At 72.4% G+C, this 25,534-nt stretch carries 23 protein-coding genes; 9 read left to right on the top strand and 14 right to left on the bottom strand.

Translation table 11 applies throughout. The annotated features are described in order from the left end of the window. Positions 1 to 151 precede the first annotated feature (151 nt). The 3 genes from BN1056_RS13440 to mtrA form a co-directional block, all read right to left on the bottom strand. Positions 152 to 1,900: an LpqB family beta-propeller domain-containing protein gene (locus tag BN1056_RS13440; RefSeq protein WP_210582032.1), complete on the bottom strand. Its 1,749-nt coding sequence runs from the start codon at positions 1,898 to 1,900 to the stop codon at positions 152 to 154. Next, the gene (gene mtrB, locus BN1056_RS13435; protein WP_244671730.1) at positions 1,897 to 3,723 is read right to left on the bottom strand and encodes an MtrAB system histidine kinase MtrB; all 1,827 of its coding nucleotides are present in this window, start codon (positions 3,721 to 3,723) and stop codon (positions 1,897 to 1,899) included. Before mtrB ends, BN1056_RS13440 begins: the two co-directional genes overlap by 4 nt. 104 nt (positions 3,724 to 3,827) lie before the next feature. Further along, the gene (gene mtrA, locus BN1056_RS13430; RefSeq protein ID WP_073327143.1) at positions 3,828 to 4,511 is read right to left on the bottom strand and encodes an MtrAB system response regulator MtrA; all 684 of its coding nucleotides are present in this window, start codon (positions 4,509 to 4,511) and stop codon (positions 3,828 to 3,830) included. 158 nt (positions 4,512 to 4,669) lie between these two features. On the opposite strand from mtrA, the gene BN1056_RS13425 reads away from it, so the two are divergent. The 5 genes from BN1056_RS13425 to BN1056_RS13405 all read left to right on the top strand — a co-directional run bounded on the left by BN1056_RS13425 (position 4,670) and on the right by BN1056_RS13405 (position 10,355). Beyond that, entirely contained in the window at positions 4,670 to 5,968 is a 1,299-nt protein-coding gene (locus BN1056_RS13425) for a glycerophosphoryl diester phosphodiesterase membrane domain-containing protein (RefSeq protein ID WP_210582030.1), read from the top strand. 19 nt (positions 5,969 to 5,987) lie between these two features. Further along, positions 5,988 to 6,695: a DUF4129 domain-containing protein gene (locus BN1056_RS13420; protein WP_210582028.1), complete on the top strand. Its 708-nt coding sequence runs from the start codon at positions 5,988 to 5,990 to the stop codon at positions 6,693 to 6,695. Beyond that, the gene (locus tag BN1056_RS13415; RefSeq protein ID WP_210582026.1) at positions 6,692 to 7,900 is read left to right on the top strand and encodes a DUF4350 domain-containing protein; all 1,209 of its coding nucleotides are present in this window, start codon (positions 6,692 to 6,694) and stop codon (positions 7,898 to 7,900) included. The genes BN1056_RS13420 and BN1056_RS13415 overlap by 4 nt, the downstream gene beginning before the upstream one ends. Next, positions 7,897 to 8,958, top strand: coding sequence for an AAA family ATPase (locus BN1056_RS13410; RefSeq protein ID WP_210582024.1), 1,062 nt, complete (start codon positions 7,897 to 7,899; stop codon positions 8,956 to 8,958). Before BN1056_RS13415 ends, BN1056_RS13410 begins: the two co-directional genes overlap by 4 nt. Before the next feature lie 104 nt (positions 8,959 to 9,062). Continuing rightward, a complete protein-coding gene (locus BN1056_RS13405; protein ID WP_210582022.1) occupies positions 9,063 to 10,355 on the top strand; it encodes a DUF58 domain-containing protein in 1,293 nt (430 codons plus the stop codon). A gap of 29 nt (positions 10,356 to 10,384) precedes the next feature. Here BN1056_RS13405 and BN1056_RS13400 read toward each other — a convergent pair whose 3' ends face one another. Next, complete coding sequence (locus BN1056_RS13400) at positions 10,385 to 11,380, bottom strand: stage II sporulation protein M (protein ID WP_210582020.1); 996 nt, start codon at positions 11,378 to 11,380, stop codon at positions 10,385 to 10,387. A gap of 14 nt (positions 11,381 to 11,394) precedes the next feature. Between BN1056_RS13400 and BN1056_RS13395 the strand changes: the two genes are divergently transcribed. Then, positions 11,395 to 12,276 carry an RDD family protein gene (locus tag BN1056_RS13395; protein WP_210582018.1) on the top strand — a complete coding sequence of 294 codons (882 nt, stop codon included), beginning with the start codon at positions 11,395 to 11,397 and terminating at the stop codon, positions 12,274 to 12,276. A 31-nt stretch (positions 12,277 to 12,307) separates the two neighbouring features. Here the strand turns inward: BN1056_RS13395 and BN1056_RS13390 are convergent, their stop codons facing one another. The 4 genes from BN1056_RS13390 to BN1056_RS13375 form a co-directional block, all read right to left on the bottom strand. Then, entirely contained in the window at positions 12,308 to 12,745 is a 438-nt protein-coding gene (locus BN1056_RS13390; RefSeq protein ID WP_210582017.1) for a DUF3499 domain-containing protein, read from the bottom strand. A 56-nt stretch (positions 12,746 to 12,801) separates the two neighbouring features. Then, positions 12,802 to 13,245, bottom strand: a complete 444-nt coding sequence (locus tag BN1056_RS13385; RefSeq protein WP_244671729.1) for a metallopeptidase family protein — start codon at positions 13,243 to 13,245, stop codon at positions 12,802 to 12,804. A 99-nt stretch (positions 13,246 to 13,344) separates the two neighbouring features. Then, positions 13,345 to 13,995 (bottom strand): ribosome hibernation-promoting factor, HPF/YfiA family, encoded by a 651-nt coding sequence (gene hpf / locus BN1056_RS13380; RefSeq protein WP_210582015.1) that lies wholly within the window; start codon positions 13,993 to 13,995, stop codon positions 13,345 to 13,347. Between the two features lie 179 nt (positions 13,996 to 14,174). Continuing rightward, positions 14,175 to 15,002 (bottom strand): phosphoribosyltransferase family protein, encoded by an 828-nt coding sequence (locus tag BN1056_RS13375; protein WP_210582013.1) that lies wholly within the window; start codon positions 15,000 to 15,002, stop codon positions 14,175 to 14,177. A 298-nt stretch (positions 15,003 to 15,300) separates the two neighbouring features. Here BN1056_RS13375 and secA point away from each other — a divergent pair, with 298 nt between their 5' ends. Continuing rightward, complete coding sequence (gene secA, locus BN1056_RS13370) at positions 15,301 to 18,204, top strand: preprotein translocase subunit SecA (RefSeq protein WP_210582010.1); 2,904 nt, start codon at positions 15,301 to 15,303, stop codon at positions 18,202 to 18,204. A 10-nt stretch (positions 18,205 to 18,214) separates the two neighbouring features. Here secA and BN1056_RS14875 read toward each other — a convergent pair whose 3' ends face one another. From BN1056_RS14875 to BN1056_RS13350, 4 genes are all read right to left on the bottom strand, one after another. Further along, positions 18,215 to 18,718 (bottom strand): Rv3235 family protein, encoded by a 504-nt coding sequence (locus tag BN1056_RS14875; protein ID WP_244671728.1) that lies wholly within the window; start codon positions 18,716 to 18,718, stop codon positions 18,215 to 18,217. 225 nt (positions 18,719 to 18,943) lie between these two features. Continuing rightward, entirely contained in the window at positions 18,944 to 19,882 is a 939-nt protein-coding gene (locus BN1056_RS13360) for a peptidoglycan-binding protein LysM (RefSeq protein ID WP_244671727.1), read from the bottom strand. A gap of 139 nt (positions 19,883 to 20,021) precedes the next feature. Beyond that, a complete protein-coding gene (locus tag BN1056_RS13355) occupies positions 20,022 to 21,746 on the bottom strand; it encodes a CpaE/TadZ family protein (protein ID WP_210582008.1) in 1,725 nt (574 codons plus the stop codon). Further along, positions 21,746 to 22,420: a hypothetical protein gene (locus BN1056_RS13350; RefSeq protein WP_244671726.1), complete on the bottom strand. Its 675-nt coding sequence runs from the start codon at positions 22,418 to 22,420 to the stop codon at positions 21,746 to 21,748. The genes BN1056_RS13355 and BN1056_RS13350 overlap by 1 nt, the downstream gene beginning before the upstream one ends. A gap of 112 nt (positions 22,421 to 22,532) precedes the next feature. Here BN1056_RS13350 and BN1056_RS13345 point away from each other — a divergent pair, with 112 nt between their 5' ends. Continuing rightward, positions 22,533 to 22,766, top strand: a complete 234-nt coding sequence (locus tag BN1056_RS13345) for a helix-turn-helix domain-containing protein (protein WP_073327121.1) — start codon at positions 22,533 to 22,535, stop codon at positions 22,764 to 22,766. Between the two features lie 89 nt (positions 22,767 to 22,855). Here BN1056_RS13345 and BN1056_RS13340 read toward each other — a convergent pair whose 3' ends face one another. Continuing rightward, a complete protein-coding gene (locus tag BN1056_RS13340) occupies positions 22,856 to 23,380 on the bottom strand; it encodes a Fis family transcriptional regulator (protein WP_210582006.1) in 525 nt (174 codons plus the stop codon). 173 nt (positions 23,381 to 23,553) lie between these two features. Here BN1056_RS13340 and BN1056_RS13335 point away from each other — a divergent pair, with 173 nt between their 5' ends. Continuing rightward, entirely contained in the window at positions 23,554 to 24,042 is a 489-nt protein-coding gene (locus BN1056_RS13335) for a DUF6912 family protein (RefSeq protein ID WP_210582005.1), read from the top strand. An 80-nt stretch (positions 24,043 to 24,122) separates the two neighbouring features. Here BN1056_RS13335 and BN1056_RS13330 read toward each other — a convergent pair. Continuing rightward, positions 24,123 to 25,534 (bottom strand): SbcC/MukB-like Walker B domain-containing protein (locus BN1056_RS13330; protein ID WP_280516478.1); only part of this gene is annotated, 1,412 nt, incomplete at its 5' end.

The raw sequence follows: 25,534 nt of genomic DNA, 5'->3' as shown, positions 1-25,534 counted from the left end.
GATGTCCTGAGGCAGAACTGTCACCGATGTCCTGAGACATAACAATGTGCGCAGCGCCCGCAAAGCTCTAAAACACGTGTACGCGACGCAAACGCGTGTTCATGACGCCGGGCGCGGGGCCGGGGCCGGCACTCCGCCCGAGGAGTCGGGCTCAGGCCAGTGGGTAGGTGAGGTCGGTGACATCGGTGGCACCCACCCGCCAGGCGGAGCCGCTGCGCTGCCAGACCTGGCCGTTCGCGTCGGTCAGCTGCAGGGTGCCGGTAACGCGGTCGGCGGTCAGGGCGGTAGCCGCCGGCGAGGTGATCGAGGTGCTCAGGGGGCCGCCTACGGGAATCCGGGTCACGCCCGATGCCTCCGCGTCCTGCCCGTCCGCGGCCGCCGCCAGGACGGCTACGCTGACCGGGTCGTACCAGACGACGGCGTCTGTGCGGGCTACGACGGCGGCCGGCAGCTCGAGCGGCTCGCCCAGCCCGGTAGGGGTGTCCCCGTCGCGGACAATGGCGGCCACGCTCACCCGGTCCGCGGAACCGTCGGCGCGGTGGCGCACCGCGATGCGGGCGGACTCGGCGGCCAGGTCGAAGGCCAACACCTCCCGGTCCTCCAACCAGGGGGCGACGAGCGCGGCGCGTCGGCCGCGGCCGTCCACCGCCAGCAGGGCTCCGGCGGTGGCGGTCCACACCCAGCCGTGGCGGTCGGCGATGGGGGCGAGCAGCTCGTGGGCGTCGGCTTCGGCGTCGGCGTCCCCCACCGACAGGATCACGTCGGCGGCGCTTGCACCGGCAGGCACGCGCAGCAGGCTGGAGCGGCTCAGTACGTAGACGGTGCCATCGGCCCCGAGCGTGGGGTGGGCGGCGGTGTCGGCGCCCAGGGTCTGAGCCGCCACCAGGGTGGTGCGGGTGGAGGCGGTGCCCTGCACGACCGCGCCCGTGCACATGCCGACCACCGCCCCGGGGTCGGTGTCCACAGCGGGCAGGGACGTCGCCGTCCCGAGTTCGTTCCCGTCGGCTCGTACGTCCACGTCCTGCACCTGGATGCCACCGTCGGACGTCGCGCCGACCAGGGTGGCTTGGATCTGGGCGACCAGCAGCCCGGCCTGTGCCTGGTCCAGCGTGCCCAGGCCGGTCAGGTCCACGGCGGCGGTGCCGGCCTCCACCACGACGCCGTCATCACCCACCGCGGCGGACTCGGGGACGGCGGTGGCCACGCCCGCGGCGAGCCAGGCGGAGGGCCCGCCCAGAAGCGCCTCGATCAGTCGCCGGGGCAGCTCGTGTCGCGGCAGCCACCGCAGCTCCGGGACCAGGCGCTCGTGGTCGGGGGTGAGGAAATACAGCGAGGCGGAGGCGAATTCGGTGGTCAGGTCACCATCGGACAGGAGCATTCCGGCCGGTAGTTCCGCTATGCGCCACTGGCCGGCGTCGTCGGCTGCCAGCGCGTAGCGGCAGCGGTGGTTGGATTCGGCGGCGGCGGTGAACACGCCGGCAGGGTCGACGTCGCCGATCAGATCCACCGTCACGTCTACCGCATCGTCGGCGAGGACGACCACCGGCGCGGTCGAGCCGTCATAAACGCCCACCGTCGCGGTGGGTTGCCAGGAGGCGGCGGCGTCGTCGGTCAGGAAGGCGCGGGCCGTGGCGAAGTCGTCGAAGAATCCGGCCGCGCAGGCGCGCAGGAAGCCGATGACGATTTCCTCGGGAGCGGCGCCGTCGGCCGGGCCGGCCGCGCTCTGGACGAGCTGTTCGTCGGGACCGTGGACGACGTTGGAGCCGGAGACCTCCCCGGAGGTGGGCAGGCCCGTGCAGGCGGCGAGGGTGCCCGCGCCGCCCAGCAGCAGGGCCGCGAGGGCCTGCCGACGTGGCAGTCCGCTTGCGCCGGTACCCCGGCCGGGGGCGGGTGCGCTCACGGGCGTTCTTCCTCGCGCTGTGCGCGCGCCAGTGTGTCTTCGGGAGTCTTCGCGGTGGGTGATGTATCCACGCCGATGTCGGCGCCCCGGCCGGGAGTCTCGGGGTCACTGCCGGTAGGGTCGGCAATCCCGGCGTCGTCGTCGCGATCGACGTCGGAACGGCGGGAGGCCGGGGACGGGGTCAGTGCCGGGGAGACCTGCACGGCCTCATCCGTCTGGACGGCGTTGACGCCGGCGCGGGAGACGGGTGGGGCATCGTCGGGGACCACCCCCAGTGGACCGGGCTTGGTGAAGTTGCCGGGGGTTGCGTCAGGACCGAGCCGGCGCGGCAGTGTCAGTAGGAAGGAGGCACCGTCGGCGGGCCAGCCCCAGGCGGTGAGGGTGCCGCCGTGTAGGACGGCGTCCTCCAGGGAGATGGACAGGCCCAGCCCGGTGCCACCCAGGGTGCGTTTGCGGGAGGGATCGGCGCGGTAGAAGCGGTCGAAGACCTTCTTGACCACGTCCGGGCTCATACCCACCCCGTGGTCGCGCACGCGCACGGCGACGGCGTCGTCATTGGCGGCGACGGTGATGTCGATGGGGGAGCCCTCGGCGTGCTCGAGGGCGTTGACGATGAGGTTGCGCAGAATGCGTTCCACCCGGGCCACGTCCACCTCGGCAACCACGGGCTCGGCGGGAGTGTGCAGGCGGATCGGGGAGCCGGAGGCCTCCACATGGACCGCCACCAGGTCCAGTACGCCGCGCAGGGTGGCGGTGATGTCCGCCTCCGCGGCACGCAGCTGCACCCGGCCGGAGTCGATGCGGGAGATCTCCAGCAGATCGGAGAGCATCTGCTCGAAGCGGTCGATCTCGCGCATGAGGATTTCCAGGCTGCGGGCGGCGAAGGGATCATGGATCTCGTCGCGGGCCTGCCAGATCTGTTCGGCCGCCAGCCGGATGGAGGCCAGGGGGGTGCGCAGTTCGTGGGAGACGTCGGAGACGAACAGTCTCTCGACCTTCGACAGGTTCTCCCACGCCTGGATCTGCGCCTCGAGCGAATCGGCCATGTTGTTGAAGGACCGGGACAGGGTGGCGATCTCGTTCTCCCCGACCACCGGCAACCGCTCGTTGAGGTGGCCCGCCGCCAGCCGCTCGGCGGCCAGAGAGGCGCGGCGAATGGGGATCAGCACACGCGAGGCCAGGGCCCACAGGCCGATGATGAGGATGAGCAGGAAGCCGGCGCCGGCGATGACGATCGCCCGGGTGGCCAGGTCGATCACGTGTTGTTCTGGGGCCAGCGTGTACACGAGGAACAGGTCGTAGCCGCCGGCCAGCGGCAGGTTGACCCGGGTGCCGACGACCAGGCCCGGGTCGGTGCCGCCGGCCGAGTCCGGGATGCCGACGGACTGGGAGTACTCGGTCCCGGCCTGCCCGGCGTCCACCTGGGCAACCAGGTCGTCGGTGACGAGTGCGGCCAGGTCCGCGTCGGTGGTCAGATCGTTGATGACGGTGGTGGCGGTCTCGTCCTCGGCGCGGCGCAGGGAGACGCCCACGCCGCCGGCCCCGGCGAAGGAGTCATTGATGGCGGCGAGCTGCGCCTGCGCGGTGGTGGCCAGTTCGTCGGCCGTGTCCACGGTGGCGACGTCGAAGGCGGCCTGGGCGGCTACGGTGCGCTGGTGCGCATCGGTGAGAATGGCCGCGCGCCGCTCGGAGAAGACGTCATTGCGGATGGTCATGGTCACGGCCACCAGCAGCACCGCGATCAGCACGATCCCGGCGCTCGTGGAGAACAGCACCATGGAGGCGCCCAGTGAGCGGCGTACCGCCCGCAGTGGGGACGTCAAGCCGCGGCGCCCCGCGTGCCGACCCGGGCCCTGGCTATCCACGTCAGTGCCTCAAGCAGCGCGTCGAGTGCGGGAGGCCGGCTGTGGTGCCGGCGCTCCCGGCGTCACTTGCCGTCGCCGGCGCGGTAGCCCACGCCGCGCACGGTGACCACGATGCTGGGGTGCTCGGGGTCCTTCTCAATCTTGGCGCGCAGGCGCTGCACGTGGACGTTGACCAACCGGGTGTCGGCGGCGTGCTGGTAGCCCCAAACCTGCTCCAGCAGCTCCTCGCGGGTGAACACCTTCCAGGGGGTACGGGCGAGAGTGACCAGCAGGTCGAACTCCAGGGGCGTGAGGTTGATGGGGGTCTCGCCGCGGTGGATCTGGTGGCCGGAGACGTCAATGTCCAGGTCTCCGACGCGCACGTGCTCGGCGCCGTTGGCGTCTACGTTGCGCCGCAGCCGGGTGCGTACGCGCGCGAGCAGTTCCTTGGACTTGAAGGGCTTGGTGACGTAGTCGTCCGCGCCGGCCTCAAGGCCAGCGACGACGTCCTGGGTGTCGGTGCGGGCGGTGAGCATGATGATCGGCACGTCGGACTCGGCGCGGATGAGCTTGCAGATCTCCACACCGTCCAGGCCCGGCAGCATCAGGTCCAGCAGGACCAGATCTGGATCGGTCTCATGGAAGGCGTCGAGCGCCTTCGCGCCGTCGGCGCAGAAGGACGGAGTGTAGTCCTCCGCCTCGAGCATGATGCCGATCATCTCGGCCAGGGCAGTATCATCGTCAACGACCAGAATGCGAGTGCGCATGGCGCCTATCTTGACACGCGCACGCCCCGCATATGGACGCCACACGCCTCTCAGTGACGTTCATCATATACATTTTAGTGCGACCTAAGCTTCTAGGGTGGTTTTTCTCCTCCTCAGGGTGGAGAACGCAAGCGTCGGCGACGTGAAACAGTATGCCCATGAGCAGTGACAACACCGGGTGGCAGTCTCCCTCCGGCGACGGCCCCACTGACGCCACATCTGCCGACGCCGGCGCCTCCCCGAGCGCGGCACCTGCCCCCCACTACGGCGCCTATTCCCCGCAGCCCGAGCGGCCCGGCTACGACCGGCAGGCGGAGTCGGGCGGTTATAGCGAGCAGCAACCGCCCGCATACGGCCAGTACCAGCAGACCCCAGCGGGACAGGGCTACGGGCCTGCCCCCCAGTACGGTCAGTACAGCCAGTCGGCCGGCGGCTATTACGCCTCGGGCCCGGGTGGATTCTTCGCCGCCCCCAAGCCCGGCATCATTCCGCTGCGCCCGCTGAGTATTACCGAGATCTTCGGCGGCGCCTTCGAGTCCCTGCGCGCCAACCCGCGGGCCATGTTCCTGCCGTCCCTGCTGGTCATGGGAGCGGCCGGCCTGCTCTCCGCACTGATGACATTCATCTTCAGGCGCTCACTCATATCCATCTCCTCCGCCGACTACTACAACGACTACGACCCCACGGTCTCGCAGACAGAAGCCTTCAACGCCACCTTGTCCCTGCTCGGTGGCACCCTGACCGGCACGCTGCTGGAGGAGATCATCACGCTGCTGGCCACCGCCATCCTGACCGGCCTGCTGACCGTCACCGTCTCCCGCTCGGTGCTGGGCCGCATCGCCACCCCCACGGACGTGTGGGAGCGCACCCGGCCGCGCATCTGGGCCCTGGTCGGCCAGTCCATCCTGGTCAACTTGATCACCACCCTGACCGCCGTACTGGCCCTAACGGGCGTCGGCCTGCTCTTCGTCGGCATGTTCTACACGACGTTCAACAGCGATGGGTCCGGAAGCAACCTGGTGCTGCTGGTGCTGCTGGGCTTCCTGCTGATGGTGGGCGGCGTCATCGCCGCGGCCTTCCTGATGGTGCGACTGTCGGTGTCCGGGGCCGCCCTCATCCTGGAGAACGTGAGCGTGTGGGAGGGCATCCGCCGCTCCTGGCAGTTGACCCGCGGCAGCTTCTGGCGGGTGCTGGGAACGCTGCTGCTGTCGACGCTGCTGGTCAGCGCGGTCTCCGCTCTCATGGGCGTCCCGCTGGCGATGGTCACCGGTGTCGGCAGCATGCTGGCCGGCGGCACAGGCATTGTTGTGTTGGATGTGCTGGTTACGTTTGCGACCTTCCTGGTCAGCGCGGTGATCATGCCGTTCTCTGCCGCCGTCGTCGCCCTGATCTACATCGACCTGCGCATGCGCCGCGAGGGCCTGGACGTGGAGCTGCGCCGCTCCGCCAACGTGTGAGCCGGACCGGCTGAGAATGATGACCACAGTGCTCCCGGCGCCGCTCCTTACCGTCGCCCGCATCGTGCAAGCGGGGGGACTCAGGTGTGTACCCGGGGACGTCCCGGCGACGCCCGACGCCGACCAGGCCCGTCGCGCCGCCGAGGAGGAGTTGGCCAAGCCCGTCTACCACCACGCGGCGAGCGTGTGGCAGCGGATATGGGAGTGGCTGAGCCAGCACCTGGACCCGCGCGACGCCGTCCCCGGGGCGCCGGCCTGGCTGTCCACCCTGCTGGTGTTCGTGCTGGTGGCCGCCCTGCTGGTGGCCCTGGTGGCACTGATCACCCGGGTCACTTGGGCGCGGCGCGCCACTCGGCCAGGCGCACCACTGTTCGAGGACGACCGCGATGCCGCGGCCCTGACCCGTGCCGCCGACGCCGCCGCCGGGAGGGGCGACTGGGCGACCGCCGTCGTCGAGCGCTTCCGGGCGGTGGTGCGCTCCCTGGATGAGCGCGGTGCCATCGAGGACTACCCGGGCATGACCGCGCATGAGGCGGCGAGGCTGGCCGCCCGGCCCCTGGGGGAGCTCTCCGGACAGATGAGTCAGGCGGCCGGCTTGTTCGACGCCGTGCGCTACGGGCGCGTCGAGCCCACCGCCACCCAGGACACCTGGATGCGGGAGTTCGCCGAGCGGGTGACCCGCGCGCCCCTGGCGCTGGAGGCTCCAGCGGGGCAGGTGCACGCATGAGCGCCTCCCGAACCACTGCGACTCCCCCCGCCGACGTCCCGAAGGCCGCCGACCTCGGCGACCAGGTCGTCGGGGTGCGCCCCGGTGAACGGCTGCGCCGCTGGCGTACCTTCCTGGCCGCCGGCGCGCTGGTACTACTCGTCGCCCTGGCCACCTGGTGGGCCACCCCCCAGACCTCCAAGGTCCCCTACGCCATTGACAACCCCCATGACGACGGCGCCCAGGCGCTGGCCCAACTGCTGCGCGAAGAGGGCGTGGACGTCACCAGCGTGAACACCGGGGACGCCGCCGTGGCCGCGGCCGCGGACGGCGCCACAGTCGTGGTGCTGAACGTGGGCGAAATGAGTTACTTCGACCGCGAGCAGCTGGCCCGGGTGGGGCAGGACGTGGTGGTTCTGGGGTCCCTGTACCAGGACTTCGGTGAACTGAGCGACATGCTCCCCACCGGCACCAGCGCGGCCGACCCCCTGCAGCCGGAGTGCACGGATCCTGATGCCGTCGCCGCCCGGTCCCTGGCGGGCTCGGCCGGCTCCGTCGCGCTGAACGACGTCGCCGGCGCGGTCGGCTGCTTCCCGGTGGATGCGGCAGACGAGGACGCCTACGCGTACGCCACCGCCCCGCTGGACGGAGGCGGCACGCTGCGGGTGATCGCCGACCCGCGCATCGTCACCAATTCCAAGCTCACTACCGCCGGCAACGCCGCCCTGGCCATCCGCGCCCTGGGGCACAACCCGAAGCTGGTCTGGTTCGACGCCTCGCAGGCGGGCGTCGCAGTCAGAGTGTGGGACAGTCCGTCGCTGCCGCCGTGGCTGCCGGTGATGCTGTTCCTCGGCAGCGTGGTCGTGGTGGCGTTAGCGGTCGTGCGCGGGCGCCGCTTCGGCCGGCTCGTGCCCGAGGACCTGCCGGTGCTGGTGCAGGCCACGGAGACGGCCATCGGCCGTGGACGCCTGTACCGCCGCGCCGGGGACCGCGAGCGCGCCGCCCAGTCGCTGCGTGCAGGCACGGCCCTGCGGCTCGGCCGGTCCCTGGGACTGTCCCCGGCCGCCTCCCGCAGCGAACTGCTGCATGCGGCCGCAGGCGCCTGCGGCCGACCCGTCGCCGAAATAGACCAGGCCCTGTACGGGCCGCCCCCCGCGGACGACCAGGCCCTGACGGATCTGGCCGTGCGTTTGGAACAACTCGAGAGCGAGGTCCACTCACGATGACCACTGCCCCCAACCCGCAGGGCGGTCCGTCCCGCCCGGACGATCAGCACGAAGTTCCCACAACCGCAGTGTCGGCCGACGGCGTCCCCGACGGCGCCCCCGGTCACGGCAGCGACCCGCGCGCCCGGCTGGTGGCCGTGCGCAAGGAGGTCGCTAAGGCGGTGGTGGGTCAAGACCCGGCCGTCACCGGCCTGGTGATCGCCATGCTTGCCGGCGGGCACGTGCTCCTGGAGGGCGTGCCCGGGGTCGCCAAGACGCTGCTGGTGCGCACGCTGGCCGCCGCCCTGGACGTGGACACCAAGCGGCTGCAGTTCACCCCCGACCTGATGCCCGGGGACGTGACCGGCTCGCTGATCTACGACGCGCGCACCGCCGAGTTCTCCTTCCGGCAGGGCCCGGTGTTCACCAACCTGCTGCTGGCCGACGAGATCAACCGCACCCCGCCCAAGACGCAGGCCGCCCTGCTGGAGGCCATGGAGGAGCACCAGGTGTCCGTGGACGGCGCCCCGCGCGCCCTGCCGGAGCCGTTCATGGTGGTGGCCACCCAGAACCCGGTCGAGTACGAGGGCACCTACCCGCTGCCGGAGGCACAGCTGGACCGCTTCCTGCTAAAACTCATCCTGCCGCTGCCCGAACGCGGCGAGGAGATCGAGGTGCTCACCCGCCACTCCACCGGCTTCAACCCCCGTGACCTGCCAGCGGCCGGAGTACACGCCGTCGCCACCCCCGCCGACCTGGCGGTCGCCCGCGAGCAGGTGCGCACGGTGGACGCCTCCCCGGAGGTGCTGGCCTACATCGTGGACCTGGTGCGATCCACCCGCACCTCCCCTTCGGTATCGCTGGGCGTGTCCCCACGCGGGGCGACGGCGCTGCTGGCCACCGCTAAGGCCTGGGCCTGGCTGTCGGGCCGCGGCTTCGTCACGCCCGACGACGTCAAGGCGCTCGCCCTGCCGACCCTGCGCCACCGCATCCAGCTGCGGGCCGAGGCGGAGTTGGAGGGGGTGTCCACCGAGTCGGTCATCAATGGTGCGCTGCGCTCGGTGCCGGTGCCCCGCTAGTCGGCCGGGCCGGCAGCCCCCGGCTGCTCCCCGCGTCGACCGCACCCGCGGCCAAGCGGGGCCGGCCCCGCATACCCGACATCCCACCGCCGAGAGGAGGCCCCATGTACCTGACCATGCGCACCGTCTGGCTGCTGGCCGCCGGCACCGTGCCGGTGCTGCTGGTGCCCCGCCCGGGCACCGTGCTGGCGTGGACGGTCCTTACGACACTGCTGGTGGCCGCCGACGTGGCGGCGGCCCCCTCGCCCCGGGGCCTGCGCGCCGCCCGGGCGGTGGCCCGGTCCGTGCGCCTGGGGGAGACCACCGCGGACACCCTGACCTTGACCAACACCACCGGCCGGACCATGCGGCTGCAGGTGCGCGACGCCTGGCCACCGTCGGCGGGTGCCGCCGGGCAACGGCAGGCGCTGACGATTCCTGCCGGGCAGCGGCGGCGCCTGCGCACCTCACTGACGCCCACGCGTCGCGGCGACCGCAACGCCGACCTGGTCACGGTGCGGGTGCGCGGTCCACTGGGGCTGGCGGGCAGGCAGGCCTCGCTGTCGGCCCCGGCCCGGCTGCGCGTGCTGCCGCGCTTCGCCTCCCGCCGCCACCTGCCCAGCCGGCTCGCACGCCTGCGGGAGATGGACGGACGCAGCGCCGTCATGGTGCACGGGGCCGGCACCGAGTTCGACTCCCTGCGCGAGTACGTGATCGGCGACGACGTGCGCTCCATCGACTGGCGCTCCACGGCCCGCCGCGGGGAGGTCGTGATACGCACCTGGCGTCCCGAGCGGGACCGGCGGGTGCTGATCGTGGTTGACACCGGGCGGATGGCGGCGGCGCGGCTCGATGACGCTCCGCGGCTGGACGCCCAGATCGAGGCGATGTTGCTGATGGCGGCACTGGCCTCGCGGGCGGGCGACCGGGTGGATGCCGTCGCCGTCGATGTGGAGACCCGGGCGCAGGTGCGCGGCGTGTCCGGCCCCGCCCTGCTGGGGGCCCTGGCGGACGCCTTCGCTCCGCTGGACGCCGCACTGGTGGAGACGGATTGGACGCTGGTGGCCGGGATGGTGGAGGCGTCCCTGTCGCAGCACGCCTTCGTGGTCGTGCTCACCGGACTGGACGGGTCGGGCACGAATGCGGCCATGCTGCGGGCATTGGCGAATATGGCCCGCAAGCACACGGTGGCGGTGGCCTCCGCCACCGACCCGGGCCTGGAGCGCCTGCGCTCCCGGCGCGACGACGCCGAGACCGTCTACACGGCGGCCGCAGCCGAGCGCGACCTGGTGGAGCTGGATGCGCTGCGCGGGCGGCTGCGCCGCGCCGGCGTGGAGGTGGTCGAGGCCCCACCGGCCGGACTGGCCCCCGCACTGGCGGACGCGTACCTCGCCCTCAAGGCCGCGGGGAAGCTGTGATGCGTATGAGCCCTCGGGCCACTGCCGGCTCAGCCGACTTCCAACCGGACGGCGCCTGCCTCGTCGGCGTCGAGGTCGCCGGTGTGCCCGGCGAGTACGGCGCGGCGCCCCAGCACCAGCGTGTACGCCCAGAACACCGCCAGCGCCAACAGCCCGACCAGCCCCTTCAGGATCCAGGGCAGCGAGGCCGGGGTCACGAAGGCCTCGATGAACCCGGCCACCGCCAGCGCCGCGGTCAATCCGACCGCCACCGTGATAAGCGCGCGGCCCTCGGCGGCCAGTGCCACACCCCGCGACCTGCCGCCGGGGTCGAGCATAGTCCAGAACAGTTTCAGGCCGGCGGCCCCGGCCACGAACACGCAGGTCAGCTCCAGCAGCCCGTGCGGAGTGATCAGGGCGAAGAACTGTCCGAGCAGGTCGTGGTCGGCCATGATGGCTCCCGCCTGCCCCAGGTTGACGGCGTTGGCCAGCAGCATGAAGGCGGGCAGCAGCCCGGTGATGCCGCCGGCCACGCACAGTGCGGCGATGCGGGCATTGTTTGTCCACACCTGGCCGGCGAACTCGCTGGCGGCGTAGTTGGAGTAGTAGGCCTCGAAGGACTCGTGGGCGTAGGTGTCCAACTCGCTCTCGGGCCCCAGGGCGCTCATGGCCTCCGGGGTGCGCAGCGTCCACACGCCCACGACCACGGCGATCGCCACCTCCAACACCGTCACCGCCAGCGTCCACCATCGCAGCCGGTACAGGGCCGCCGGAACGCTTGTGCCCCAGAAGCGGCGCAGATCGCTGGCCCGGGCTTCACGCGTGCCGGTGATGCGGCCCCGCGCCGCCGCGATGCGGGTGGACAGCTGCGCCAGCAGCGCCGGGTCGGGCGCGCCGGTGCGGATGCGCGAGAAGTGGCCGGCCGTGGCCCGGTACAGGGTCACCAACTCGTCCGCCTCGGCGCCGGTCAGGCGGCGGCGCGAGGTGAGCTGGTCCAGGCGGTCCCACTGATCGCGGTGCGCGGCAACATAGGCGTCAATGTCCACGAGGGGAGTTTGTCATGGTGAGTGGGGATGTCGCCTCATCCGAGCGGATGATGACGCCGGAGCTGATGGTGACCGGGGAGGCCATCGCCTTGGAGGTGCTCCCGGCCTCGCCCGGCTCTCGGATCCTGTCCGGGATCATCGACTATGCGCTGTATGGCGCGGGCCTGCTGGTCACCCTCGTCACGGGGGCCACGGTGGGCGGGCGGATCTTCCCCCAGGCCTCGGAGGCGCTGGTGGCGGCACTGCTGTCCCTGACGCTGCTGGGGTGGCTGGTGGTGGTGCCGCTGGCGGTGGAGGTGCTCACCCGGGGGCGTTCAGCCGGCCGCATGGTGACCGGCTCCCGGATTGTGCGCGATGACGGCGGCGCGGTCCGGCTGCGCCACAGCCTGGTACGGGCGCTGGTGGGGGTCGTGGAGATCTGGGGGACGGCGGGCATTCCCGCGGTGTCCGCCTGCGTGGTGACCCGGAGGGGCAAGCGCCTGGGCGACCTGCTGGCGGGCACCTACGCGGTGCGTGTCCGCAACGGCGTCGCCGAGGCCCCACCAATACTGATGCCGCCGGAGCTGGCCGACTGGGCCGCGGATGCCGACCTGCGCGCCCTACCCGGGCACCTGGCCCTGGTGGCGCGCACCTTCCTGCAGCGGGCCTCCTCCATGCAGCCGCAGGCCCGGGTACGCCTGGCCCTGCAATTGGCGGCGCAGGCCGAGCCCTATGTGGCGCCTCCGCCTCCGCCGAACACCCACCCGGAGCGGTTCCTGGCGGCGATCCTGGCGGCCCGGCGCGACCGCGAGTTCATGCTGGAGATTCGGGACCGGCGCCTGGAGGACCAGGCGCGTGCCGCCCTGCAGACGCCGCCGCACGAGGTGACGGCACCCGCGGCGACACCGCGGCATTGACCCCGGGCGCCGTGCACGGGTGTGGAGCCGGTCAGTCGTCCGTCTTCTCCCCGCGCAGCACGCGCAGATGGCCGCGGCGGGCGATCTCGCCGTCGCCCAGACCGGTCAGGTGGTCGGGCAGCGGCTCGGTCAGGGAGGCGGGCAGAATCCCGGCGGGACGGCCGGCGTGCTCGGCGGGCTGGGGCCGGGGCTGCGGCGCCCGCGAGGCCTCGCGGACGGCGTCGGCCAGGGCGGTCAGATCGTCCTCCGACGGCGGGGCCGGCTGGAAATCGGTGGCGAGTCGGATTACCTGCCAGCCGCGCGGCGCGGTGAAGGACTCGACGTGCTTCTCACACAGGTCGTAGGCCTCGGGCTGGGCCTCGGTGGCCAGCGGGCCTAGCACGATCGTGGAGTCGGCGTACACGCTGGTCAAGGTGGCGACCGCCGGGTTCTCACACCCGGGTCTGCGGCAGTGTCGGACTCTTCTCACGCCCGCAGGCTACCGCCGGGCGGCCGCCTTCCGTGGGAGCCGCGGCGCGGGCCGGTTCACAGGTCCGGGTCGATCTCCTCCGGACGGCGCCCGAGCATGAGAGACACCTGCTCCACCACCACGCGCCGCACGAGCTCGACCAGTTCGGCGTCGTCGTCGGCCCGGGAGGTGATCGGACGCCGGTACAGGACGATGCGTGCGGGCAGGCCGGCGCGCGGCTCGGCGGCGAAGCCGCGCCCGAGGACGATGCCGTGCTCCCACGGTGCCGGGTCCGAGGGGGGGACCTCCTCAACCGCGAACTGCATCTGGGCGATCTCCGGGTGACGGCGGGCCAGATCGTCGGCGGCGGCGATGACCATGGCGTCGAAACGCTCGGCCCGGGTGCGCCAGGCGGGCAGGTTGGGCGGCAGCAGCGGCCCGCGCAGTCCGCGCCCGTGCCGGTCGCGCCGGTGCGGAGAGGCGGGGATGCGCGCCGGGGGCAGATGGGAAGGCCGAGGCACGCTCCCACCCTAGACGATTCCCACACCCGCAACGTCTCCGCCCCGCGTACGGCTGCTGCGTACGCGGGGCGGAGCGGAGGGGCTGACAGGCCTGGCGGGTCAGTCGTCGGTGGTGACGCGCGCGTTCAGGCGGATGACCCCGTAGGTCCAGCCGCGCCGGTGGTAGACGGCGCAGGGCTGCATGGTGGACTTCTCAATGAACAGGTAGAACGGGTGGCCGACCAGCTCCATCTGGTACAGCGCCTCATCCACCGTCATCGGTACCGCCTCGTGGAGCTTCTGGCGCACCACCACCGGGGAGTCGCCCAGCTGGGACTCCACGGCCACGCCCGGCTCGGTGGGCGCGGAGGGGGAGTCCTCAATGGGCAGGTCGTTCGTCTCCGGGACCGCGGGCTCCTCGACGGCGGCCTGCGGTGCCGGCTCGGGCACCTCAACGATGTGGCGGCGGTGGTTCTTCTTGCGGTCCCGTGCCCGGCGCAGGCGCTCGGTGAGCTTCCCCATGGCGATGTCGAAGGCGGCGAAGCGGTCGGAGGAGCTGGCCTCGGCCCGGATCACCGGGCCCTTGGAGATGACGGTGATCTCCGCGCGCTCGGCGGTGTCCGCCTGCCGCGGGTTGCGCTCGTGGGTGATCTCGACCTCGACACGTTGGACGCGCGGGTCGAACTGCTCGACCTTGGCGGCCTTCTCCTCGACGTAGTCCCGCAGCCGGGAGCTGATCTCCGCGTTGCGGCCGACGACGGTGATGTCCATGGTGGAACCTCTTTCTGAGTCCAGGTGATCCTTGTGAGGGGATCGGGCTAGGGAAAGCACCCGCCGCACCTCGCGGCGAGCTTCGGAGTGGTCAGCCACCTCCTCCTTTGCTGCCGGCGGACCGCCGGGGCGGAGCCATCCTTGGCCTCCGCGCTGCCATGTGCGTTACGACACATAACTTACACCATTTCCGTGGGCGTCAGGTTCACCCCGCCACCGGGGACGACTACGGGTTGGCTACGGGCCGGTGGGGGCGCGGCGGCCACCACCAGAGCGCCGCCCAGGACCGCTCCCGCCCCGGTAAGCGCCCGGGCGCAGGCGCCCAGGGTCGCCCCCGTGGTCACCACGTCGTCGACCAGCACCACCGCCATGCCGCGCACCGGCGCCACCAGCCGCGGCGGCACCGCCCGGTTGGTGCGCCGCTGGGCGGCCGAGCGCCCCGCCTGGTGCGCGCCGCCCGCCCGTGCCCGGCGCCGCAGCACATCCGCGCTCGCCACCGTCACCGGACCCGGGCCACTCGGCCCGGACGCCTCGGCCGGGACCGCATCCGGCCAGCCGGCGGCTAGCCCCCGGGCCACGGCGTCGGCGAAGTCCGCCGCTACCAGGCGTCCGCGCAGCCGGCGCCCCAGGCCCGAGGGCGCCGGAACCACCAGCAGGCACCCGCTGGCCGCGGCCGCCGTTACCGCCTCGGGGAGCAGGTGGGCGGCCAGCCAGTCGCCCGCCCGCTCGCCCGCCGCGGCCATAACCGGCTCCAGGTCCTCGCGTGCCCCGTTCTTCCAGCCCAGCACCAGGGGGCGCATCGGCCCCGTATAGGCGGACAGTGCCCACACCGTCACCCCTCCGGCGGCGTCGACGTGCTCCACCCGGTGCGGCGGCGCCGCCAGCAGCGCCGCGCAGTCCGCGCACAGGGGCGTGTCCCAGCGTCCGCAGCCGGCGCAGCTGACCGGCAGGCCCACACGCAGCGCGTCGGCGAGCACCCCGGGGAACCGGGAAGACAAACGAGCCATGTCCGCCAGTGTGCGCCCGCCCGGCCCTGTCGCCCAGGTCGATGAACGGGTTATCCACAGCGCGGCGGGGCGGGCGGTCGCGAAGCCGGCCTGTGGACGCCGACGGCGGAACACGGAGGGCGGTTCGGGGGCTGCCCGACGGTCTATGCGGTCAGCGATAGTGGGCCATGCGCCGGGGCGCCGGCGGCCCGATGGCATACCATGGCCGCGTCTGTGCTCGGTTAACCGGGCATGAGGCCCGTCGGGCCGGGCTAGCAGCCGCGGCGGGAGTCCACCACCTACCAGGGGAGAAAGCAGCGTGTCGATCGTCGACCGGATCCTTCGCATCGGTGAGGGGCGCACCCTCAAGAAGCTCGATGCCCTCGCCACCCAGGTTGAGTCGCTCGCGGAGGACTACAAGGACTTCACCGACGCCGAGCTGCGCGAGCAGACCGCGGACTTCAAACAGCGCTACGCCGACGGGGAGACCCTGGACGAGCTGCTGCCCGAGGCCTTCGCCACCGTGGTGGAGGCGGCCGACCGCGTGCTGGGCCAGCGTCCCTACCACGTGCAGATCATGGGCGGCGCCGCCCTGCACCAGGGCAACATCGCCGAGATGAAGACTGGTGAGGGCAAGACCCTGGTGGCCACCATGCCCTCCTACCTGCGGGCCCTGACCGGTAAGGGCGTCCACGTGGTCACCGTCAACGACTACCTGGCCGAGTACCAGTCCGACCTGATGGGGCGCATCCACCGCTTCCTGGGGCTGAGCACCGGCTGCGTGCTGGCCACCCAGCGTCCCGCCGAGCGGCGCAAGCAGTACGCCTGCGACATCACCTATGGCACCAACAACGAGTTCGGCTTCGACTACCTGCGCGACAACATGGCCCAGCGTCCTGAGGACCTGGTCCAGCGCGGGCACGCCTTCGTGATCGTCGACGAGGTCGACTCCATCCTCATTGACGAGGCCCGCACCCCGCTGATCATCTCCGGCCCCGCCACCGGGGACGTCAACAAGTGGTACAAGGAGTTCGCCAAGATCGCCGGGCGGCTGCGCGCCGGCCGCGACTACGAGGTCGATGAGAAGAAACGCACCATCGGCGTCCTCGCCCCCGGCATTGAGCGGGTGGAGGACTACCTGGGCATCGAAAACCTCTACGAGTCCGAGAACACCCCGCTAATCGGCTTCCTGAACAACGCCATCAAGGCCAAGGAACTGTTCCACCTGGACAAGGATTACATCGTGCGCGACGGCGAGGTCCTCATCGTCGACGAGCACACCGGCCGCGTCCTCCCCGGACGCCGCTACAACGAGGGCATGCACCAGGCCATCGAGGCCAAGGAGCGGGTGGACATCAAGGCCGAGAACCAGACCCTGGCCACCATCACCCTGCAGAACTACTTCCGCCTGTACCCGGAGGGCTCGCGCGCCGGCATGACCGGCACCGCCGAGACCGAGGCCGCCGAGTTCGCCGGCACCTACGGCATCGGCGTGGTGCCCATCCCCACCAACAAGCCGATGATCCGCGTGGACCAGCCCGACCTGGTCTACACCAACGTGGCCGCGAAGCTGGCGGCCGTCGTCGACGACATCGCCGAACGCCACGAGCTCGGCCAGCCGATTCTGGTGGGCACCACCAGCGTGGAGAAGTCCGAGCAGCTCTCCCAACTGCTGGATGAGCGCGGCATCCCCCACCAGGTCCTCAACGCCAAGCAGCACGCCCGTGAGGCCGCCGTCGTCGCCCTGGCCGGGCGCAAGGGCGCGGTCACGGTGGCCACCAACATGGCCGGCCGCGGCACCGACATCATGCTCGGTGGCAACGCGGAGTACATCGCCGTGTCCGCCCTGAAGGAGGCGGGCCTGGATCCCGAGGAGAACGCCGAGGAGTACGAGCGGGCCTGGCCCAAGGCGCTCGCCGCGGCGCAGGAGTCCTGCGCCGCGGAGCACGATGAGGTGGTCGAACTCGGTGGCCTGTACGTGCTGGGCACCGAACGACACGAGTCCCGCCGCATCGACAACCAGCTGCGCGGCCGCTCCGGACGTCAGGGGGACCCGGGCGAGTCCCGCTTCTACCTGTCGATGGAGGACGACCTGATGCGCATGTTCGCCTCCGGCGCCGCCCAGCGCATCATGAGCTCCGGCGCCTACCCCGACGACGTGCCCATCGAGTCGAAGATGGTCACCCGCGCCATCGCCTCCGCCCAGCGGCAGGTCGAGGCGCGCAACTACGAGATCCGCAAGAACGTCCTGAAGTACGACGACGTCATGACCGAGCAGCGCGAGAAGGTCTACTCCGAGCGTCGCCGCGTCCTGGACGGTGAGGACCTGGAGCCGCAGCTGGAGAACTACCGCGCCCAGACCATCGGCACCATCGTGGCCTCCCGCACGCAGGAGGGCCGCCCCGACGAGTGGGATCTGGACGCCCTGTGGGACGACCTCGCCCACGTCTACCCGGTCAGCATCACCCAGGAGGACCTGATCGAGGAGGTCGGCGGCCGCGACCTGCTGTCCGCCGAGCGGATGACCGCCGAACTCACCGATGACGCCGCCGTCGCCTACGAGGACGCCGAAAAGCGTCTGGACGACAACCCCATCGCCCGCGCCCAGCTGGGTGAGGAGCCCATGCGCACCCTGGAACGGCGGGTGCTGCTCGCCGTCGTCGACAAGCGCTGGCGCGAGCACCTGTATGAGATGGACTACCTCAAGGAGGGCATCGGCCTGCGCGCCATGGCCCAGCGCGACCCGCTGGTGGAGTACGCCAACGAGGGCGCGCACATGTTCAAGGCCATGATGGAGGGCATCCGCGAGGAGACGGTTGAGCAGGTCTTCGCCAACGCCGCGCGCTTCGACGCCGCGGCCGCCCGCGCCGTCGCCGAGCAGGAGGCGCAGGACGCGGAGCAGGAGTCCGCCGCCGGCGGCACCAAGGCCGGCGCCCGCAGGCGGGGGAGCGCCCGCAAGCGGGTCCAGGCCGGCTCCGTGCTGGGCACCACCGGCCAGGAGCCCATGAACCAGCGCATTACCTACACCGCGCCCAGCGAGGACGGTACCGCCACGGCCGCCCCCGCCCCATCCGCCCAGGGGCGAGTGGCTGCGAAGCCCGTGCGCACCGCCGATGCGGGCGTGACCGGCGCAGGCGCCGCTGCCGGCGCGAACCAAGCGGCCACGGCGCCGGCGGGCAACCGCAAGCAGCGGCGGGCGGCCGCCAAGAAGCGGCGCAAGTAGCTCGGGCGATTCAGGCGATCTCCAGAGCGGCCAGTAGCCAGCGGCCCCGGAAGGCCTCCAGCCGGGCCGCCGCCGCGCGTACGCGGGAACCGTCGTCGAGCAGGATCGTCACCTCACAGGTGCCGTGCTCGGGGCGCTGGGCGTGTACCGAGCGGGGGCGCATGCGCGTGGGCGCCCGCCCCAGCAGTCTGCGGGCCAGGCCCGCCCGTCGGGCGAGGGCCGCGAACAACTCCGGCGTGGTCCAGCGGGCGAGGTGATCGGCGCTGCGGTGACCGGACAGCACCTCCGCGGCGGCGGTCACGACGACGGCCGCGAAGCGCGCCGGGTCCGGCATGGGGGCGTCGGCGCCCGGGGTGCTCGGGCCGGTGGCGGTGCCCGATGCGAGCGCCGCTGTAGTGGGCACGATCTCCGGTCCGGCGGCGCGCCGGTTGCGCTCTTTCAGGGCGGGGCGGAAGGACATCCGATCCCAGCCGCGAGGCTGCTCGGCGCCGTCCGGGCCGGTCTCGCGCGTCACCGTGCCGCCGGACGCGGTGGCGGGCAGGCGCCGCACCTGGAGTCGGCGTGGCTGCGGCGTCGTCTCGGAGCGTCGTCTCGGGTGCGCGGGTTGTCGCTTCGGCAGGCGGCTTGATTCCGATGCTGTTACCGGCCCGGTGCGGGGCGCGGTCGCGGGTGCGGCTAGGACTGACATGGTGGTTCTCCTGAGGCGGGGCGGTGTCGGTGAACGCGGAGGCGGGGGCGCTCACGAGTCGGATGGGTCGGCGAGCGGGGGAACGGTCAGGAGCGTTCCGGGGTGGATGAGCCCGGGGTCGGCACCGATCGTTTCGACGTTGGCTCGATACAGGTGGGGCCAGGCGGCGGCGATGTCGGCGGTGGCGGCGTCGGGGCCGAGCAGACTGACGGTGATTGACCACAGGGACTCGCCGACGGCGACGCGGTGCGAGGCGGCGACCGCGGGCTCGCCGGTTGTGGTGGGGGAGCCGTCCGCGACGGCTCCGGCCGAGTGACTCCGAGTGGTACGTGGGTCGGTCAACTGCGCGCCCGGGTTGTCGGCATCAGGCAGTAGGGGGACGTGCGCCGTGGCCTCTGCGGTGGGTGTGGGCGCGGCCGGCGCAGAGGCGGCCGGAGATGCGGTTACCTCCGGCTCGATGCTCTCCGGTTCGGTGGCCTCCGGCGCGCTGGGCTGCGCCGGGGCATTCACGGTGGGCTGCCAGCCCAGGTCATCGGTGTCCGGTGCGGAGTCGGTGGCGGCCAGCGCCGGGCTCGTGGTGATGCCGACGACGAGAACACCACCGGCGATCCGCCGCACCAGGGGAGCACCCCAGCGGCGCAGTAGCCGGACCGCCGTCCCGGCGTCGTGGTTCCGGAAGCCGGCGAGGGTGCCCGCACGGGTGGAGCGGAGCAACACGACGAGGGCGACGCCGGCGGACAGCAGATGCCACAGTGCGCCCACCGCGCCGGCGGCGCAGGCCAGGGCGGTGATCGCTGCGGACAGCTGGCTGGCGCCCCACCAGGCGGGCGGCAGTGCCAGCAGGCTGCGAACACTTTGAGCTGCCGCGCCGAGCAGCACCGGCATGGCCGCGGCGCAGGCCAAACCGAGGCAGGCCAGACGGGCGCTGCCGAGTGCGGCGCGTCGGCGGGCCCCCGGTTCGGGAGTGAGTATCCACGTTGATGCACTCATGTGTCATCCCATCGCCGTTGATCGTGTTTGATGATGTTAGATCATCGTCGATGGGTATAGATGTGTCAAGCGGGTCTCAGGTGTGTGTTGAGGTCGGGTGTGCGGTCCGATTTGGACCGACTGGATGAAGAAGTCTCGATCAGGCGCGGTGGCGGCCCGAGCGGCGGCGCGCAGAACCGTCTGACGCAGACGGTGACAAGGAGGCCCGGGGATCCATAGCCGCGATCGCGGAGCGGGCGGCATTGGGGCCTGCGGCGGCGACGGGACCCTCCTCCGGCGGTGGCGGCGGCGCGGGCGTGGGGGCGCCGGGACTGCTCACCGCGCCCGTCGGTCCGGCGCTTGGCGTCGCCGCGGCAGCGCGCGCGCTCGTGGCTTTCGGCTGTCGCTGAGTGCGCAGCCGGGAAGTCAGACGGCGTAGCCGAGCGCCGCGGCCAATATGCTCCGCCCGGGCCGAGGCGCCCGAGCGCGGGTCTACGCGATCAACCAGTTCGGCCAGTGCTCGTCCCAATGGTGAGCCCGGTGCGGCCTCGAGCACGCTGCGTCCCTCCATCAGACAGCGGTCAGCCGTCTGCGCATCATCGGGCAGCACGACGACGTCCTCCAGATCGCCGAAGCGCGCCAGCGCCTCCCGCACCGCTCGCTGCGGAGACGGCCCCGCGGTGGAGGCGCGCACGCGGTTGACTACCACCTCGACGCGCCCGTTCGGCCGCAGGTCGCCGTCCAAGTCATCCATGAGCTGCAGCAGTCGGCGCACCCCGATCGGGTCGCCGGCGCCCACGATCACCACGACGTCCGCGCTGCGCAGCAGATCCGCCGTCACGGCGCCGCGCCCCGGCTCCAGGGTGAAGTCGTCCACGGCGTCGTCGATCCGCCCTCCGGCGACATCCACCACCGTCCAGGCGGCCGCTCGCCGGCAGCGCTCCCACACCTCCGGCATCGCCGCGGGCGGTAGCTCTCGCCAGCGGCCGGGTCGACCCAGTCCGGTCAACAGCCGACGGCCCTCGCTGACCGGTATGAGTATGCGGTCCAGGGTCTCCGCGTCCAGACGGCCGCGCGAGGCCAGCCGCGCCGCCGTCGCCAGCGCGGAGGAGTCCTCGGGCAGCCCGAGCAGCTGGGTCAGACTGGGCGCCTCGATGTCGGCGTCCACCAGGATGGTGTCGCCGGTGAGTCCGCTGGCCAGGGCCGCGGCCACGGTGGTGCGCCCCGGCGCGCCGTGCGGGCCCCACACCACCACCAGCCCGCCGGGCTCGGCATCCCCGACGGCGGCTGCCCTGGCGTGAGCAGTCGCGGGCGCACCGGCCGGGCCCACGGCCTCCGGCTGCGGCGAGAAGCTCGGCGGCAGTGCGGGCGCCGCGTCGAATTCCTCCCACAGGTCGGCCGCGGCCACCGCCCCCGCAGGCGGGGCCGAGGCGGTCGTGGTAGACGCTGCCGCCGCGGCCGGGGTCGAGGTCATGGGGGCGTCCGGACGCGGGTCCGGCGAGGAGGTGTGGCCGCGGGCGATCAGCCGCAGGCGGGCGCACACCGCGGCGGCGGGAGCGGCGGCGGACTCCACCGGCCAGCCGGCGCTCTCCCAGCGCTCGCGGTCGCCGTCCGGTGCCAGCAGCAGGCCGGATACTCCGGCCCGGTTCAACCGGTCCAGCACACTGCGGTCGAGTTCGTCAAAGTCCGTGCCGACGACGGCGAGTGTTCCCAGCCCGGCCAGGGCGGCGCCGAGCAGCTCGGCCGTGTCCGCACAGCGGCGCACAACCCGCATGCCCGAGCCCGGCGTGTCGATGGCGCGCAGGATGTCGGCGTCGTCGCCCAGCGCCAACAGGACGCCGCGCGGTCCCGGGGGTGTGGCCCCGTCTTGGGTCGTGGCCGCCATCACTGCCCCTGGCCGGTGGGGACGAGTACGAGGGGCCCATCGGCGCCGACGGCGGTGAGCACGTCGGCGACCGCGTCCTGGGGGACGAGCACCTCCACCTGCACGCTGGTGCCGCCGATGATGGAGGCGCCGGCCTCCCCGACGGAGGAGATCGTCAGCCCCCGGGCCACGACCTCGGCGGCACCGGCCTCCTGCCCAGCGATCGGGGCGGTGGGAAGGGCCCACAGGTCAACGACGTCGCCGGCGCCGGTGCCCGTGGGCAAACCGGAGGCGACGTCGAGCACCACGGAACGCAGGTCGACGTCGCCGGCGGCTCCGACCGCTCCGGACGGCAGCAACTCTCCGGCCTGGAGCGAGCGGGTAGCGACGGCGTCCGCGGGCAGGTCCCCCGCGGTGACGTAGGCGGCGGTGCCGGGGTGGGAGTCGACCAGCGTGAGCACCCCGTCGGCGTTCAGGTCGGTGCCGGGGGCGACGTCCTGGGCGAGTACGTAGATCTGTTCGGTGTCCGCGGCGGCGTTGACGGCCCAGGTGCCCAGGGCCACGGCCGCACCGATCAGCACCAGTCCACCGGCGAGCCGCGGATCCTTCCAAGTGGGGCGGCGCAGGCGACCGGGCGCTGGGCGGCCGGGGCTGGTATTGCGGGCGTGGGGTGCGCTTCGCTGCGCTGAGCTCACGGGATCCTCCTCGATCATGAGCGTGACCTTTGGATGCTCTGAGAGCATCATTGGCTATCCACAAGTATGTTCAACTATGGCGCATACGGCAAGATAATGAGAGCATAGTGCCATGCCGGATAAGTTTCTGACCATCGCCGAAGTAGCCGAGCACCTCCAGCTGTCCGCCCAGGGGGTGCGTGCCCTGATCCAGTCCGGGGAGCTGCCCGCAATCCAGGTGGGGGCACGGCACCTGTGGCGGGTTCCGGAGAGTGCCTTCGACGAGTACGTGGAGCGGCAACTGGCCGCGACTCGTCAGATGGTGGCCTCCGGGAGCGCCAAGACACCCCGATCCGTGAACGCCTAGGCCACCCGAGCGCCGAGCCCGGGTCAAGACAACGGCCCGGGTCGTGACGCCTGCGGTCGGATCGGTGCCGTTTCTGCTGCCGCCACTGCTTACCGGCTGCGCACCACATCGATCACCGCCAGCGCAATGGTGATCGCCCCGGGGGTGTGCCCGGACACCGGGTCGCGGGCGACGTCAATGTAGTCGGCCCCCACCCGGGCGAGTCGGCCCGTGACCTCCTGCGAAGCGCAGATCACGCGCACCCGCGTGCCCGCGCGGGCGAGCTCCCGCAGCGCGCCCTGGAGGCTGGGGCGGTGGTGCCCATTGGGTGCCGGTGCGGGACCGGGCAGGGGCGAGGCCAGCGCGACCGCATCGAGTGGCACGAGCGACTGGATCCCCTCGCCTTCATCCAGCAGCACGAAGGCGTCCTCCGCGCGCCGCACCACGCCGTCGACGGCGGCCCCGCCGCGCGTGCGCAGGTGCACGGTGCGGCCGACGGCGCCGCGCAGCCGGTCGGCCAGGTGCAGGGCGGCGATCTCCGCCTCCGCGAGGTCGGCGGCCTCGGCGGCGATATTGGTGCGCCGCTCGGCGTCGAAGCGGCTTTCCAGATCGGTCAGCAAGCTGTCCCAGTTCATACCGACAGCCCACCACATCGGCCCCGCCGCGCCAAGGGGACGTTAGTCGTAGCCCGCGTGCGTGCCGGTTGGCCTGGTGAACGCGCGGCGTTGGGTGCGTGTGAGGGAGGCCCGGGTGGTGTGCGCGCAGTGGCAAGTGCGTGCCGAGCCCGGCTTCGGGGCACACTTGCCCCATGCGCGTCTACCTGCCAGCCACCGCCGCCGACCTGTCCGCGGACTCGATCAGCCCCCGCACCGCCCACGCCGCCACGCCCGCGCTGGCCGCCGTGTTCCCCGAGGAGGACCAGGAGGGGCTGGAGGTCTCGGCCAGCCTGTGCGCCGCGGACTCCTCCGTAATGCTGCTGGCTGTGCCCGGCGCCGAGGCCCTGGCCGACCGGCGGGTGGTGATCGCCGCCGACGTCGAGGAGGAGCAGGTGCGGGAAGTGCCGGCGGGCGACGACGTGCTGCCGGGAACGGTTGAGTTGACCGCACCGGTGGAGTGGGACGCCGTTGCGGCACTCCTCGTGGACGAGGCGGACGCCGAGCCCGATGTGCGCGCCGCCCGCACCGGCGACGAGGCCGCCTTCGAGCGCGCCGCCGACGCGGATCTGCTGTGGTACGACGTGTCCGAACGGGACGCACTCGCCGAGGAGCTGGGCGCCGGCCGGCGACGTCTCCGCTGAGGCCACGGTGCCGCCCCTGAGGCCGCGGCATCGCACCCATGGCCCGGGGCGTCGACCCGCGGGCGTCGCCCGGCGTCTGGCTAGGAGGCGATCGTGCGCAGCTTGGAACCGGTCGGCGAGCGGGTGACCTCGATGCGGTCGGCCACCTGCCGACGCAGTTCCTCCACGTGGGACACGATCCCGACCGTGCGTCCACCGGCCTGAAGCCGCCCGAGTTCGGCGAGTACGGCCTGCAGCGTCTCGGGATCCAGCGAGCCGAAGCCCTCGTCGATGAACAAGGTATCCATCGACACCCCGCCGGACTCGGCCGTGACCACGTCCGCCAGGGCGAGGGCCAGCGACAGGGACACGTAGAAGGTCTCCCCGCCGGACAGCGTCTTGGGATCGCGCACACCCGAGTCGGAGAACCGGTCCACCACGCCAAGCCCCAGGCCCCGGTCCTTGCGGCGCGCAGAGCCGGCCTCGTCGGCGACCCGGACGAGCGCGTAGCGGCCCGCAGACATCTGGTCCAGCCGGTCGTTGGCGAAGGCGAGTACGTCGTTGAATCGCTCCAGCAGCACCCAGGTGGATAGCGGGGTCGCGGCGTCGTTGGAGCCGGTGGCCAGGGCGGCTACCTCCAGCAGGGTGGCGGAGTCCTCCATGGCGGTGGTGAGTGTATCGGCGGCGTCGGCGAGTCCGGCGGCCGCGTCCCGAACCCGGACGAGGAACGCACGCGCCTGCTCCCGCGCCTGCAGCGCCGCCTCGTAGGCGGCATCGGCGGCGGCCAGTCGCTCCCGGGCTCCGTCGACGTCGGCGATCTCCTCCCCCGTGAGGGAGGCGATCGCCTCGTCCTCGGTCAGTGCCTGCCGGACCCGTTCGCGCCGCGCCGCCACCTCGTTGACCTGTGCCTCCAGGGCCGCCAGATCGGGGCCGGGCAGGGTGGCCGTCGCGGCCTGCTCGGCGGACACGAACCCGGCCTGCGCCACGACGTCGGTCAGCTCGCTGCGTTCCTTTACGACGGTGCGGGCGGTGTCTCCGGCCGTGGTGAGCAGGGCGGCCAGCCCGGCGGCGGCGTCGGCGGCGTCGGCCAGGGAACGCATACGTGCGGCAACGGACTCGTGGTCGCCGCGGGCATTGCGGCACCGTTCCCGATCCTGGGTGAGGGCGGCGGCCCCTGCCTCCAGGCGGGCACGGTCCTCCGCCAGGCGGCTGCGCCGCTGATCGAGGCCTTCGCGCAGCTGGTCGGTGACTTCGGTGAACTCCGCCAGCTCGGCCTCCAGCTGGGCCAGCGGCGCGGCGGTCCGCTCGGCGGCCTCGAGTTGGGCTGCGGCGGTCTCCAGGGACTGGGCGAGGTCGGCCACGGAGTCCTCGCCGGCCTGCGCCCGCGCGGCGGCCTGCTCGGTGACCAGGGCGTCGCGTTCCCGGGTGCGGGCGGCCAGGGCGGCATCCGCCTGCTGCTGCGCCGCCTCCGCGTCCTCAACCTGGGTGCGAGAGACCGCGGACTCCCCGGGCG

The sequence above is a fragment of the Actinomyces succiniciruminis genome, assembly GCF_900002405.1.
In the GTDB taxonomy this organism is placed as follows: Bacteria; Actinomycetota; Actinomycetes; order Actinomycetales; family Actinomycetaceae; genus Actinomyces; species Actinomyces succiniciruminis.
This window is presented reverse-complemented; position numbering and strand designations above follow the sequence as displayed.

Bases quoted from the DNA above. Each gene is read 5' to 3' on its own strand.
- mtrA (WP_073327143.1), bottom strand. From the start codon at position 4,511: ATGCGCACTCGCATTCTGGTCGTTGACGATGATACTGCCCTGGCCGAG.
- BN1056_RS13425 (WP_210582030.1), top strand. From the start codon at position 4,670: ATGAGCAGTGACAACACCGGGTGGCAGTCTCCCTCCGGCGACGGCCCC.
- BN1056_RS13420 (WP_210582028.1), top strand. From the start codon at position 5,988: ATGACCACAGTGCTCCCGGCGCCGCTCCTTACCGTCGCCCGCATCGTG.
- BN1056_RS13415 (WP_210582026.1), top strand. From the start codon at position 6,692: ATGAGCGCCTCCCGAACCACTGCGACTCCCCCCGCCGACGTCCCGAAG.
- BN1056_RS13410 (WP_210582024.1), top strand. From the start codon at position 7,897: ATGACCACTGCCCCCAACCCGCAGGGCGGTCCGTCCCGCCCGGACGAT.
- BN1056_RS13405 (WP_210582022.1), top strand. From the start codon at position 9,063: ATGTACCTGACCATGCGCACCGTCTGGCTGCTGGCCGCCGGCACCGTG.
- BN1056_RS13395 (WP_210582018.1), top strand. From the start codon at position 11,395: ATGGTGAGTGGGGATGTCGCCTCATCCGAGCGGATGATGACGCCGGAG.
- hpf (WP_210582015.1), bottom strand. From the start codon at position 13,995: ATGGACATCACCGTCGTCGGCCGCAACGCGGAGATCAGCTCCCGGCTG.
- BN1056_RS13375 (WP_210582013.1), bottom strand. From the start codon at position 15,002: ATGGCTCGTTTGTCTTCCCGGTTCCCCGGGGTGCTCGCCGACGCGCTG.
- BN1056_RS13360 (WP_244671727.1), bottom strand. From the start codon at position 19,882: ATGAGTGCATCAACGTGGATACTCACTCCCGAACCGGGGGCCCGCCGA.
- BN1056_RS13355 (WP_210582008.1), bottom strand. From the start codon at position 21,746: ATGGCGGCCACGACCCAAGACGGGGCCACACCCCCGGGACCGCGCGGC.
- BN1056_RS13345 (WP_073327121.1), top strand. From the start codon at position 22,533: ATGCCGGATAAGTTTCTGACCATCGCCGAAGTAGCCGAGCACCTCCAG.
- BN1056_RS13340 (WP_210582006.1), bottom strand. From the start codon at position 23,380: ATGAACTGGGACAGCTTGCTGACCGATCTGGAAAGCCGCTTCGACGCC.
- BN1056_RS13335 (WP_210582005.1), top strand. From the start codon at position 23,554: ATGCGCGTCTACCTGCCAGCCACCGCCGCCGACCTGTCCGCGGACTCG.